Source organism: Alteromonas lipotrueae (assembly GCF_019249255.1).
GTDB lineage: Bacteria > Pseudomonadota > Gammaproteobacteria > Enterobacterales > Alteromonadaceae > Alteromonas > Alteromonas lipotrueae.
The window spans coordinates 37,899-52,065 of record NZ_JAESDJ010000012.1 but is presented as its reverse complement, the minus strand read 5'-3'; the positions used below and the strand labels follow the sequence as shown (position 1 = coordinate 52,065).

Below are 14,167 nucleotides of genomic sequence, written 5' to 3'. Positions count from 1 at the left end.
GTCGAAAATAAGGCAGACTACCGTGTTAACTAAAGAAATTTTACAAGCGTTGAAAGGCTATGCTGAGTCAATGCAGAAAAACGTAACCTTCGTCGTACAGACCGGTGAACACAGCAAGCGTGAAGAGCTTGTGTCGTTTCTGTCCGACATTGCTGGTGTAAGTGACAAACTAAGCCTTGAAGAGCGTGACACTAACGGTGTATTACGCAGCTCTATCAGTTTTTTACTAGAAGCTGATGGTGAAGATACAGGTATTCGCTTTTCTGGTATTCCTGGCGGTCACGAATTTAACTCGCTTATCTTAGGTATGCTTCACGCATCAGGTACCGAGCTTAAAATTGATGACAGCGTAAAAGCGATTGTTAAAGGCGTTAAAGAAGAACTTAACTTCGAAGTATTTATCAGCTTAAGCTGCCATAACTGCCCAGAAGTCGTTCAGGCGCTTAACCAATTTGCACTACTTAATCCAAACATTACGTCTGAAATGATTGACGGTGGATTATATCAAAACGTAGTAGCAGAACGTGATATTCAAGGCGTTCCAAGCGTTTACCTTAATGGTGAGCTATTCGCTAATGGTAAGGTAGATGCATCGGTTCTTATCGATAAACTTATCGAACGTGACCCGTCGCTGAAAGATGCGAACAAAGGTGAGTCGTTACCGCTACAAGACGTTACCGTAATCGGTGGTGGTCCAGCGGGCGTGGCATCAGCGATATACAGCGCACGTAAAGGTTTAAAAGTGACTGTGGTTGCCGATCGTTTCGGTGGTCAAGTGAAAGATACAATGGGTATTGAGAACCTTATCTCGGTATCTAAAACTACTGGCCCTGAGCTAGTAGGTAACTTAATGGAACACATGAACGATTACGATATCACGCTTAAAGAGCACGTTCGTGTTGATTCTGTAGCACAAGGTAACGTTAAAACTATTACGTTATCGTCTGGCGAACAAATTCGCACTCGTTCAATTGTTGTTGCTACTGGCGCACGTTGGAGAGAACTTGGTGTTCCAGGTGAGAAAGAAAACGTAGGTAATGGCGTGGCGTACTGCCCACACTGCGATGGTCCTTTCTTTAAAGGTAAAGACGTTGCAGTCATTGGTGGTGGTAACTCGGGTATTGAAGCGGCGCTTGATTTAGCGGGTATTGTTAAATCGGTAACGGTATTTGAATTTATGCCAGAACTTAAGGCTGACCAAGTACTGATTGACCAAGCTGAAAAACGCGAAAATATCACGATTATCAGAAACGCAGCTACCCATCAGATTAAGGCTGAGAATGGCAAAGTTAACGCAATTGAGTATCAAGATCGCAATACCAATGAGTTACATACCCTTGAGCTTTCGGGCGTATTTGTACAAATTGGCCTAGTGCCAAATAGCCAATTCATGGAAGGTGTCGTAGATATGAGCAAATATGGCGAAATTGTGATTGATACCAAATGCAATACTTCAGCGCCAGGCATCTTTGCGGCGGGTGACGTAACAACGGTTCCTTATAAGCAAATCGTTATTTCAATGGGCGAGGGTGCAAAAGCTTCACTTGCCGCATTTGAATACTTGTTAAGCCATGAAGTTATTGAAATGGAAGAAGAAACACAAGCTGCGTAAAACGTTTTTACGCAACGACTTTACTATTAAAGGCCGACTTACTGCTGTAAGTCGGCCTTTTTGTATGTAACCCATGAGGATAGCTAAAAAAATACTAAATAAGAATAATTATTGTTTTCATTGCTTGGCGATATTTGGTAATTTATACATAAAAATCAGTCGATGAAAAAGCGCGATAAATGAGTCGGTAGGGTAATGTAGAAAAGGCGTTGCTGTGCATTATTTTATCCTACTTAAGCGTTCAACTATTCGGCATTCATTATTCGTATTCGAAGGTAAGTTATGTTCATGTTATTTGCCGCAAGCGGCCTCTCAGTTGTGTCTATGGCGGCTGTCTATAAAAGTTGGCAACGCCAAACCTCACCGATGCTCTATATCGGGGTTGCTATTTGGTTAATGTCGTCCATTGCGTGGTCAATGTCGGTTGGGTGGGAGTTTGGTGTAGTGTACGCACTTTGCTTACCCGGATTGTTAGTATGGCCATTTATCGCGGCGAATCAGAGTGCTGCCCCCGCAACGCAACAACGGCCTGAACCTAGAAAACTCGATCTTTCCGTTAGTACTTCAATACAGCATATTCTTCATTCCATCATTGTGTTGATGTTAATGCTGATATTTAGTGTGGTGGCTTCCTTAGCACTTAGTGCATTACTTCCCCTTGAAATAGCCGGTCAACTGGCAATTTGTATGGTGATATCGCCCATTATTTGGGGGCTTGCGGTCTACCACTACCTAGCAACATCTAAGAAAATTAAAACGGTTGGCGGCTACCTTGTAGCAACAGCAGTAAGTTTAGCAATACTGATGGCAATGCCAATTTAGGAATAAAAATGAAAAAAGCAACAAAACAGTCAGCGCTAAATGCACACAGTTGGGTAGGCGTATTTTTAAGTGTATTGCTCTTTTTAGTGTGCTTGTCAGGCACTATTGCTGTATTCCATTTAGAATTTGAACGCTGGGAACAACCGCATATTCCCGAGTTTGAATCCGTCGAGGATGGGGCAGTAGAAAAGGCGATGGACCGCTTTTTAGCTAAACATCCCGAAGAAACGGATCATCTATTTGTGGTGCTTCCTACATCAGGGATACCACGGTTAGTGGTAGAAAACGATCATGCTGCTTATTTCGCTGATGCACAGGGAAATTTGCTTGAGAAGGAAAGCGTGCCTTTCACTCAAATGTTGGTGGACTTACATTTATATCTCAATCTACCCCATAGCTGGGGCATGATATTAGTCAGTGCCTTAGGTGCGATTATTTGTACACTCATTGTAACGGGTATCATTGCGCATAAACGTTTAGCAAGAGACGCGTTTAAATTTCGGCGCGGCGGCAATGGTCAGCAAAATCAAATTGATTTACACAATCGCTTTGGCCTTTGGGCTGCACCATTTCATTTGATTATTGGTGTGACGGGTGCTTACTTTGGGTTGGCTGGTATCGTACTGGTGTTGGTGGCACAACTTAATTATGGCGGTGATAGGGATGCGGTAATAAACCAAGTATTTACGCCCGATCCAGTTATAGAGGCGCAAGAAGGTAAACCTGCGATAGGTAAAGCCATCGCGCAAATGGAAACCATTGCGCCAGAAAACCCGCTTATATTTGTGACTGTTCATGAGGTAAACAAACCTGAGCAGTTTATTGAAATTTATGCACAAGTACCGGGGCGAATGATATACGGTGAAGCCTACCGATTTGATACCGCAGGTAATTATTTAGGTACCGCAGGCTATGACGATGGCGTCTGGGGTAAGCAATTGTTATGGGCTGTTTATCGCCTCCACTTTGGTGACTTTGCCGGAGTACCAAGTAAGGTGCTGTATTTTGTTTTGGGTATCATGCTAACCATGCTGTGCGTATCGGGTATGGAAGTGTGGTTGTCTAAAAAAGCCCATCCTGTGTTGGCCACGCGTTTATGGTATTGCACGGTGTGGGGCAGCGTGAGTGCATTGGCATTCACGGCAATAGCAGATATATTCTTTGCGGGTTCGTTAATTGCAGTATTCTGGGGAGTAATGGTTTTAAATGTGGCACTTACGGTTGCGGTAAAGCGGCTTACCAAACCAGTGTGGCTGATAATTTCAGGTATCAGTGTGTTAATGCTTTTACTTATTTATAGCGCTGTGAACGGGGAACATTCACTATCGGTGGCATCGTTGCAATTGAACTTGCCAATGTTCGTGTATGTGGTGTGGAGTATATGGCGTGGTAATACGCTGCTTAAGCGTGAAACTCTTTTGTCGAATTTTAAAAAAGAAGATCAAACAACAACGCAAAATATTGATGGCAATGGCAATGGCAATGGCAATGGCAACAAGAGCACATCAGTATCGACGGAACCGCAATCGCCAATGGCTTAAAGCGCTTAACAAACACGAGCGTATTGATAATGTGAACTAATACAGCGTGGCTTTTACTTCGTTTAACTAACTAAATGTGAAAGCCGCGCTTTTTATGTCTTATTATCTGAGTCTAAATTTAAACCTTCATCTGGCAAGTTGCTGTTCATGTATTAATAATGCATTCGCATCCCTTTTGGCCATCGTTGTGCTGAGTGTATGCTACTTATAGCCGTTGGACATATTGAATAATCACCAATCTAAATTTAACCCTCGGGTAAGAACATGCTATTGCTAGCCATCTACATTCTTTGATGGACTTAATAAGGGTAGTGAATGCGAATATTAATCATAAGTGGTTTGCTGGCCGTGATGGGGTATTTAGCATTTTGGCCTGTGCCAGTTGAGCCCGAAGCATGGAGTGCCCCACAAGACAAAGGGTATAGCGGCGTGCATCAAGCCAACGATAAGCTATCCTTCGCCCATGCTATAGCCTTAAGCGAGCCAACAGCCCTTAGTAATAAAGAAACAAACCCAATAAAAAGTGAATACGGCCCCGAAGATTTTGCACTGCGAAGTGATGGCGCCATTGCCACGGCCACGCATTCTGGCACCATCATGCTATTAGCCCCTAACGATACGCACTTTACACCTTGGATAAACACGGGCGGGCGGCCGCTAGGCTTAGAGTTCGATGCCAATGATAATCTCATAGTGGCAGATGCCTACCTAGGGTTACTTTCTGTTTCGCCATCAGGTGATATTTCCTTGCTAGCAGACACCGTTGATGACACGCGCATTGTGTATGCCGATGATGTAGATGTAGCAGAAAATGGCATGATATATTTTTCTGACGCCACCACTAAATTTAGTGCAAAAGCCTATGGCGGAACCCTAAGCGGCAGCTTGTTAGAAATTTTAGAGCACAAAGGTAATGGCAGATTGCTAGCGTACAATCCAACTACCCAAGTTACGTCTGTATTAATGGATGGGTTAATCTTTGCTAATGGCGTCGCCATCAGCGAAAACCAACAATATGTCTTAGTGAACGAAACAGGCAGTTACCGTGTGTTACGTTACTTTATTGCTGGGCCTAAAACAGGTTTGGTGGATGTGTTCATCGATAACTTACCTGGCTTTCCCGATAATATTGCCACAGCGCCAGATGGCGGTTATTGGATAGGGTTTGCTTCACCCCGTTCCGCCTCGTTAGACGATTTATCAAACACCCCCTTTTTGCGTAAAGTGGTACAGCGGTTGCCTGCATCATTGCGCCCAAAAGCAAAAGCCTACAGCCATGTAATAAAATTAAATGAACAAGGCAAGGTGACAAGTGACTTACAAGACCCAAGTGGAAATTATCCGCTAACAACAGGGGTGTTAGAAACGGCAGATATGCTATACATTAGCAGTTTAACTGCCTCATATGTGGCGGTGGTTGAAAAAGCAAATTTACCAAAGGGAGAGGATGAATGAAGCGAAATTTACCTAAAGTGCTAACTGTTATTTTATCTGTTTTAGGCAGTTTCTTTATTGCTTGTGCGGCCGATACTCTTGCGGTTAATAAGAATGACACCGACAAAGTAACCTCTGGCGACAGTTTCAAAACACAAGTGATCCCACAGGCCAATGCAGCCATTGATGAAGGCGAGGGTTGGATATTCTATAGCTACCACAATGATGAAACCTTTGGTACTAGCCAATCATTAGCGGGTATGGCTGTTATTAAGCCTGGTGTGGAAATACACCCGCCTCACGAACATAGTGACGAAGAGTTTCTATTGGTTACTCAGGGGAGTGGGGAATGGAGCGTTGAAGGTGAAGTGTTTAAAGCTAACACCGGCGACATGCTATACGCTGCCCCTTGGGATGAACATGGGGTGAAAAATACCGGAGAAGTAGACTTAATCTTTGTGGTATTTAAGTGGCACAGCAAAGGTATTGCTGTGCCTACAAAAAGTGCTTACAAGAAATAACTAACCAATCGTTAGCATTCAGTGTTAGGGGAAACTAGCGTTTTGCTGTTGATTTTCCTCTTCGCTGTGAACTAGGCATGCTTTGCCCGCTATTTTTGCCGCCGCTTCGGTTATCGGCTTTATTTCCACCTCTGTTAGATGCGTCGTTATCCCGACCAGTTGCATTGTTTTTGCCTCGGGCTTTACGTTGAAAACTTGGCGGCAAGCCAGTATGTTTAGTTAACCCACGCTCGCCATTTCTGCCTTTCGCCGCTTTTTTGCGTTTCTCATCTGCGGTTTCCGGCGGTACCAAGTGCTGAGCACCACGGCCTATTAAATCTTCACGGCCCATACGCTTAAGGGCTTCACGAATTTGCGCGAAGTTTTTAGGGTCGTGATATCGAAGCATAGCTTTATGCAGGCGTCGGTGTATTTCACCCTTTGCCGAAGGCACGTCTTCACTGTCTTTTGTGACCTTACGAAGTGAATTTACTTCGGTGTGGTACATAGTCGTTGCTGTGGCCATTGGTGAAGGATAGAAGTTCTGCACTTGATCAAGCTTAAACTTATTCTCCTTCAGCCAAATCGCCAAATTCAACATATCGTCGTCTGTGGTACCTGGGTGCGAGGCAATAAAGTACGGAATTAAGTATTGTTTCTTGCCCGCTTCTTGTGAATATTTGTCAAATAACGCTTTAAAACGGTAATAGCTGCCCATGCCCGGCTTCATCATTTTAGATAACGGGCCGTCTTCGGTGTGTTCTGGTGCTATTTTCAAATAGCCGCCAACGTGATGCAGAGCCAACTCTTTTACGTACTCAGGATCTTCAACCGCCAAATCGTAACGAACACCAGAAGCGATAAGCACTTTCTTTACGCCGGGTAATTCACGAGCACGACGATACAAATCGATAGTAGGCTTATGGTCGGTGTCCATATGCGCACAAATACTCGGATATACACAAGATGGGCGACGACACGTGGCTTCGGCTTTCGGGCTCTTACAGCGCAAACGATACATGTTTGCAGTAGGTCCACCTAAGTCTGAAATTACACCGGTAAACCCAGGTACGGTATCGCGAATTTCTTCAATTTCACGAATTATCGAGTCTTCAGAGCGGCTTTGAATAATTCGGCCTTCGTGCTCTGTAATAGAACAGAAGGTACAACCGCCGTAACACCCGCGCATAATATTGATACTGAACTTAATCATATCGTAGGCGGGTATAGTGGCATCGCCATAAACAGGGTGTGGCACACGCTGATAAGGAAGGTCGAATACCGCATCCATTTCCTCTGTTTCCAAAGGCATAGCGGGTGGGTTTATCCAAATATGTCTATCGCCATGGCGCTGCATTAATGCACGTGCACAACCTGGGTTGGTTTCTTGGTGCAAAATACGTGAGGTATGGGCGTATAAAACTTTATTGTCTTTTACCGTTTCGTAAGCAGGTAGCTTAACGTATACATTTTCCCAAGGCTTCCTGCGTTCCGGAGGCTGTATCACGACAGGTGCAGCTTCAGGGGCTTCGCTGTTTGTTTTATCTTTATCTTGCGAATCGCACTCAGGCTCCATTTGATAAGGGCTTGAGATAGGTTCAATTTTACCCGGGCGATCTAACGAGGTTGAATCAACCCCTTGCCACTCAGGTAGTGCTTCTTTTACGATAATGGCGGTGCCGCGAATATCGCGCATTTCATCAATAGTTTCACCTGCCGCTAAGCGGTGGGTAACTTCAACCAATGGGCGCTCGGCATTGCCGAAAAATAACATGTCAGCTTTGGAGTCGAACAATACAGAACGACGTACTTTCTCACTCCAATAATCGTAATGGGCAATACGGCGTAAGCTCGCTTCGATACCGCCGGCAATAACAGGCGTGCCTTTAAAGGCTTCGCGGCAACGTTGTGCGTAAACCGTTACAGCGCGATCTGGGCGTTTTCCGCCAACATTACCTGCTGTATACGCGTCGTCGTGACGAAGTTTTTTATCTGCCGTGTAGCGGTTTATCATGGAATCCATGTTACCCGCCGTAACACCGAAGTATAAATTCGGCTTACCAAGGGTCATGAAAGCGTCTTTACTCGTCCAATCTGGCTGAGAAATAATCCCTACGCGAAAACCGTGGGCTTCAAGTACACGGCCAATCACCGCCATACCAAAACTTGGGTGATCTACGTACGCATCACCAGTCACTAAGATAACGTCACAGCTGTCCCATCCTAGGGCATCCATTTCCTCTTTAGACATGGGAAGAAACGGCGCAGTACCAAGGCAGTGCGGCCAATATTTAGGATAAGAAAATAGACCGCGGTCGGCCTTAATGGTGGCTTGCATAAGATTCACATATAGCAGAGAAAAAAAGAATTAAGTAGGTCAGTACATCATAGTTCATATTGCTAATCGCAAATATAAAACTGCCAAGAGCCAGAATAAATAGCCGAGAGCGAATATAAATTGCCTAAAGCGAATATAAACATTGCAGACCGAACGCCTATTATACCAGTACACAGCAACCAAGGTATAGCGCTGTCGTTAAATTCACCGCCTTTGTTATACTGCATTGCTATATCAATTAGGATAATAACGAGAAAATATATGGCTTACTGGTTATTTAAGACAGAACCTGATGCATTTAGCATTGATGATTTACTATCACGGCCTGACCAAACTGAACCTTGGGACGGGGTGCGTAACTACCAAGCAAGAAACTTTTTGCGTGACAAGGTCGCCGTTGGTGATCAAGTTTTTATCTATCATTCGAGTTGTAAAACAGTTGGCATTGCCGGGATAGCAGAAGTAGTTAAAGCCGGATACCCAGATGAAACCCAGTTTAACCCCGAATCTAATTACTACGACCCCAAATCGTCGCGTGAAAATCCGCGGTGGTTTCGGGTAGATGTAAAGTTTGTTGAAAAGTTTGAAAGCGTATTGCCGCTATCTGTCATTAAGGCAATGCCTAACATTACAGAAATAGGTTTGGTAAAAAAGGGGGGGAGGTTATCGATAATGCCGGTGGAAGCAACAGAATGGCAGCAGCTTTATACTACTGCCAAAATGAACTAAACCTGCTATATATAAGTAAATATTTATCTAAGATATCATTGGCGTGTAAGTTGTTGGCGTTGCACTATTTACCTACAGCAAAACGAGTATCTGCATCTCTTAATAAATAAAGGGCAAAACACGCCGCCCACATTGGCCATGCGGCGAAAAACAACATGTTGTTGAAGGCGTCTAAGTATTGCGGAAATGACGACAAGGTTGACCCGCCGTGAAGCAAAAATATCAAGCCGTAGGAATAACGCTTTGCAATACCGGCAACGAAAGCAAGGACCAGTGCCAATTGAAATGCACCTAAAATGTATACGGCCGTCTCTGGTACGCCACCAATTGAATAAAAATGTTCAAATATCTTTGCGCTATGTGCAGGGTTAACGAATTTGTCTAATGTCCATACGAACATAACAATGAAAACAGAAACGCGAAGGGCGAAAAGAGACCAACTGAGGCGATTAGAAATATCAGTGGTTTGTTGAGATTGCATTTTAACTCCTATTTATTTGTGTAGCGATAAAGAACGGGCGTTTTCATATTAAATTTCAAAAACTTTCATAGAAAAAAATAAAAATGCTTATGAAATATTTTTAGCCGGATGTCGGTCTTGTCGAGTAAGCAATCTTGTAAGGTAAAAATACGAATGAAAAATAATATTGGGCTTGCCATCAGTGCACTGGCTCTATCTGTAAGCCAAGGGCTGCAAGCTCAGCAAGCTGACACGCTTGATAACATCGACAAAAATGACATTAAAAAAGATATAGAAGTCGTTGAGGTGACTGGAAATCAGCAAGTGCTAAACCCATTAAACCCTGGCGACAATACGCTAAGTGGATTATTTGGCGCTGGCATGTCTGCAGCCGATACACCGCGAGCGGTAACGTCTTTGTCGGTTGAAGCTATGGATGCTTTAAACATCAATACCTTACACGATATTGTCAAAGCTGCGCCAAATGCTTATGCATCTAGCGGTTTTGGTACACCTAGTTTGCCAAGTATACGAGGGCAATTGGGCGAGCTATTTCAAGATGGTATACGCCGCCAATCAGGTAACAATGGTTTTGGTTTACCGGTTTCATTCAATAGTGTTGAACAACTAGATGTAGTGAAAGGGCCATCGCCCGTACTATTTGGTAGTACACAGCGAAATGGTGGCTTTGTGAACCTGCAAACCAAAACTGCGCCTACTGCAGATAGCGAAGGTAATATCACATTGAGGGCTGGTCGTTGGGATCAATACTCAGCGCAGCTTGATTATGGTACCACCATTGAAGAAGGCAAAAGTGGGGTGAGAGTCAGTGTTGAGTGGCTAGATCACGGTAGCTTCTTTGATTTTGCAGAGCGTGTAAGCAAAAACCTGTTTATTGCGTACCGATATACACCTAGTAATGCCACAACATGGGACGTAAGTGCAGAGTATTACGATGCCGAATATCCTGATATTGCAGGCATTAATCGCCCCACGCAAAACCTGATTGATAACAACCTTTATATAACGGGCCAAGGCGTACAAACGAATGGCAGTACCGTACCTGGTGCGGGCGCTATTATTTCACCAACCGGTGAAGTGGTTATTCCGCGAAGTCAGGTGTATACCCACCCTGATGATGTTAATGGTGCTGAAACTACTGTACTTCGCAGCAACTTAACCCATCAATTTTCAGATAGCCTAGTGCTACGAAATATGACCTATTATCAGCACCTCACCCGTGAAGAAATTGCGCAAAATAGTTTTGTAGAGATTATCGATGGCGCAGATGCGTTCGAGAATCGCACTGAATTAGACCTAGTTTGGAACGATAAGCAAAGCACCACATTCGGTTTAGCATTACGTTACAACAATGTATTAGGCTACAGCCAATTTACAACTGAAGCTGACAGCCCTGTAGATTTAACCGGCCCGTTAAGTAACCGGGAAATTCCGTTAACCGATGCACAAAAAGCACGGTTGGTTGAGCTTAGTCCCGGTGTATTTGTTTCACCGGGTGGCCAGTACGATATAGATGGCGATGGTGCAGGGGACTACAATTTATCTGACACCACCGATTCAACCACCTTACAAACTGGCCTTGCATTTCAGCAGCGCTCTCAGTGGACAACATCGTTTTCAACCATTGCCGGTGTTAGGTTCGACTATTATGATGTAGAAGCGCGCGATCCCCTTGCTCCTGAAGGGGTTACCGCCGCTTCTGACACTTATAACGATATACTTGAAAGCGTACAACTCAGTGCGGTGTACAAGCTAACAGAATCACTTAATGCTTATGTGGCGTGGTCAGAGAATGATGCCACATCCAATAGCATGGCAGGGGGTACTACACTTACCAGTGCCAACGAAATTAACCCGCTAAATTTTGCCACTGAAAATACCCTTTACGAAGTAGGGCTTAAGTATTCTCCTGATAGTCATTGGTATGGTGAAGTGTCGGTATTTGACCAAACTCGTAGTTTACGTAACCGCGATGGCAGCAACAGTGGTGTGAAAACCAAAGGCGCAGAGCTGCAAGTTTTCTACCAAGGGCAAGATGTGTGGGTAAACGCGGCGTACAGTTATTTGGATGCGCGCTTCGATGATTCAGCGGCGTTTCAAGATACTGCACAAGTGGCCGATGCTTTTGACGATAGTCGACCAGACATTATTGAAGGCAATGGCGTTGGTTCGCCGTCTTTTGCGGCGTTTGCTCCGTCTGACTCATTAGTGCAGGGCATTCCATCGCAAATTGTGTCATTAAATGCTGGCTGGCAACTTACTGATGACTTACAAGTTGGTGCATCAGCCTTGTACACCAAGTCGTTCCCACTAGATTTCCTACAAACTGTATTTATTCGGGATCAAATCAATATTGATGTAAATGCCGATTATCAGGTTACTGATGATATGCGGCTTCGTGTTGATGTTATTAATATTACTGACGAAGAAAACTGGCAGCCCGTGTTTGAAGGTGGTTATTTTGGCGCTACCTTGGCCATGCCCAATACACCTCGTCACGTTCAGTTCACTATGCAATACGCGTTTTAAGCGCAATTAAGGAATAGTTTATGTTTAAGAAAATTGCACTTATCGCCGTATTGGTGGCTGCCGTTTTTGGCTTTTTTTACTTCGATTTGAATACCTATCTTACCCTTGACGGTTTGAAAGGCTCATTAGATACCTTTACTCAACAAATTGAAGAAAACCCACTGATAAGTATTGGAGTTTTCTTCGCTATTTATGTTGCGGTAACGGCCTTGTCGTTGCCGGGGGCGGCCATCCTTACCTTAGCTGCGGGTGCCTTATTTGGGCTAGTGCAAGGTTTTGTTATTGTATCGTTTGCATCAAGCGTAGGTGCTACCTTAGCCTTCTTAGTGGCGCGCTTTATTCTTCGCGATATGGTAAGAAAGCGTTTTAGTGAAAAGCTTAAAAAGATTGATGAAGGCGTAGAAAAACAAGGTGCTTTCTACCTGTTCACTTTGCGCTTAGTGCCAGTGTTTCCGTTCTTCCTGATTAATTTGTTGATGGGTTTAACATCAATAAAAACGTGGACATTTTATTGGGTAAGCCAAGTAGGTATGTTGGCCGGTACTGTAGTTTACGTAAATGCGGGTACCCAGCTTGCGCAGATAGACAGCTTATCGGGCATTGTATCGCCAGGGCTTATTCTATCGTTTGTATTGCTAGGCATATTCCCGTGGATTGCCAAATCTATTGTGGCGTTTGTTGAACGCCGCCGCGTTTACAAAGGCTATAAAAAGCCCGCTAAATTCGATAGAAACCTTATCGTTATTGGCGCAGGTGCGGGTGGCTTGGTGACCAGTTATATCGGTGCAGCCGTAAAAGCAAAAGTTACGCTTGTGGAAGCCGGTGAAATGGGCGGTGACTGTTTGAACTATGGTTGCGTACCAAGTAAAGCCCTCATCAAAACTGCAAAAGTAGCCAACCAGATGCGTCAAGCTGAAAACTATGGTTTGCACAGTGTTGAACCTACCATGTCTTTTAAAACAGTGATGCAGCGTGTACATAACGTTATTGCTACTATCGCGCCGGTAGACAGTGTAGAGCGCTACACCAGTTTGGGTGTGGATGTAGTAAAAGGCTACGCGAAAATCATCGACCCTTGGACGGTGGAAATAAAGCAAAACGATGGCGGCAAGCAAACCTTAACGACCAAAAGCATTGTAGTGGCTACAGGCGCAAGCCCGTTTGTACCGCCATTGCCAGGTATTGAAGAGAGTGGCTACGTAACTTCTGATACGCTATGGAGCCGTTTTGCTGAGCTAGAAGAAACGCCAAAACGCATGATTGTATTAGGTGGCGGCCCGATTGGCTGCGAGCTAGCACAAGCCTTTGCGCGCTTGGGCAGTGATGTCACCCAAGTTGAGCGTGCGCCCCTCTTAATGGGCCGAGAAGACAAAGAAGTGGCTGAATTTTCAGAAACCGTGCTTCGCGATAGTGGCGTAAACGTATTAACTAGCCACGACGCCCTTCGCTTTGAAAATAAAGACGGTGTTAAAACCTTAGTAGTCGCGAAGGACGGCAAAGAAAGCGCTATTGAATACGATGAAGTGATTGTGGCGGTAGGGCGTAAAGCACGCCTTAACGGCTTTGGTTTAGAAGAGTTAGGTATTCAGTTTGACCGTACTATTGAAACCGATGACTACCTACAAACCTTAATGCCTAACATTTTTGCAGCGGGCGATGTAGTAGGGCCGTATCAGTTTACCCATGTTGCATCGCATCACGCTTGGTATGCTGCGGTAAATGCTTTATTTGGTATCTTTAAAAAATTCAAAGTTGATTATCGTGTTATTCCTTGGACTACCTTCATCGACCCTGAAGTAGCGCGGGTAGGGTTAAGCGAAAACGATGCCGCTGAGCAGGGTATTGAAGTAGAAGTCACCCGCTACGAGTTTGAAGAACTTGATAGAGCCATTGCAGAGAGCGCTATTAAAGGCTTTATAAAAGTACTGACACCGCCGGGCAAAGATAAAATTTTAGGGGTGACCATTGTGTCTGAACACGCTGGTGATTTGCTCGCGGAATTTGTATTAGCCATGAAGCACGATTTGGGGCTTAACAAATTACTTGGCACTATTCACGCTTACCCAACGTGGGCCGAGGGCGCCAAAAACTCTGCAGGTACATGGAAGCGCGCTAACACACCAGAAAAATTACTAAGCTATGTGGAAAAATTCCACACGTGGCGTCGTGGTTAATAGGGCA

At 44.5% G+C, this 14,167-nt stretch carries 10 protein-coding genes; 8 read left to right on the top strand and 2 right to left on the bottom strand.

What is annotated here, in order from left to right; translation table 11 throughout:
- Positions 1-22 precede the first annotated feature (22 nt).
- The 5 genes from ahpF (at position 23) to KYS23_RS15560 (ending at position 5,930) form a co-directional block, all read left to right on the top strand.
- Positions 23-1,612, top strand: coding sequence for an alkyl hydroperoxide reductase subunit F (gene ahpF, locus KYS23_RS15580; protein ID WP_218419313.1), 1,590 nt, complete (start codon positions 23-25; stop codon positions 1,610-1,612).
- Positions 1,613-1,894: 282 nt separating this feature from the next.
- Entirely contained in the window at positions 1,895-2,434 is a 540-nt protein-coding gene (locus KYS23_RS15575; protein ID WP_232370597.1) for a hypothetical protein, read from the top strand.
- Between the two features lie 8 nt (positions 2,435-2,442).
- Positions 2,443-3,975, top strand: coding sequence for a PepSY domain-containing protein (locus KYS23_RS15570; RefSeq protein WP_218419311.1), 1,533 nt, complete (start codon positions 2,443-2,445; stop codon positions 3,973-3,975).
- 315 nt (positions 3,976-4,290) lie between these two features.
- Positions 4,291-5,430 (top strand): SMP-30/gluconolactonase/LRE family protein, encoded by a 1,140-nt coding sequence (locus tag KYS23_RS15565; RefSeq protein ID WP_218396348.1) that lies wholly within the window; start codon positions 4,291-4,293, stop codon positions 5,428-5,430.
- On the top strand, positions 5,427-5,930 hold the full coding sequence (locus KYS23_RS15560; protein ID WP_159529901.1) for a cupin domain-containing protein: 504 nt from the start codon (positions 5,427-5,429) through the stop codon (positions 5,928-5,930). The genes KYS23_RS15565 and KYS23_RS15560 overlap by 4 nt, the downstream gene beginning before the upstream one ends.
- Positions 5,931-5,964: 34 nt before the next feature.
- Here KYS23_RS15560 and KYS23_RS15555 read toward each other — a convergent pair whose 3' ends face one another.
- A complete protein-coding gene (locus tag KYS23_RS15555; RefSeq protein WP_159529903.1) occupies positions 5,965-8,247 on the bottom strand; it encodes a YgiQ family radical SAM protein in 2,283 nt (760 codons plus the stop codon).
- A 261-nt stretch (positions 8,248-8,508) separates the two neighbouring features.
- Here KYS23_RS15555 and KYS23_RS15550 point away from each other — a divergent pair, with 261 nt between their 5' ends.
- Positions 8,509-8,976: an EVE domain-containing protein gene (locus KYS23_RS15550; RefSeq protein ID WP_218419308.1), complete on the top strand. Its 468-nt coding sequence runs from the start codon at positions 8,509-8,511 to the stop codon at positions 8,974-8,976.
- A 64-nt stretch (positions 8,977-9,040) separates the two neighbouring features.
- Here the strand turns inward: KYS23_RS15550 and KYS23_RS15545 are convergent, their stop codons facing one another.
- On the bottom strand, positions 9,041-9,457 hold the full coding sequence (locus tag KYS23_RS15545) for a hypothetical protein (protein WP_159529915.1): 417 nt from the start codon (positions 9,455-9,457) through the stop codon (positions 9,041-9,043).
- A gap of 153 nt (positions 9,458-9,610) precedes the next feature.
- Here KYS23_RS15545 and KYS23_RS15540 point away from each other — a divergent pair, with 153 nt between their 5' ends.
- On the top strand, positions 9,611-11,986 hold the full coding sequence (locus KYS23_RS15540; protein ID WP_218419306.1) for a TonB-dependent receptor: 2,376 nt from the start codon (positions 9,611-9,613) through the stop codon (positions 11,984-11,986).
- Positions 11,987-12,006: 20 nt separating this feature from the next.
- Complete coding sequence (locus tag KYS23_RS15535) at positions 12,007-14,160, top strand: FAD-dependent oxidoreductase (RefSeq protein ID WP_218419303.1); 2,154 nt, start codon at positions 12,007-12,009, stop codon at positions 14,158-14,160.
- The last annotated feature ends 7 nt before the right edge of the window (positions 14,161-14,167 follow it).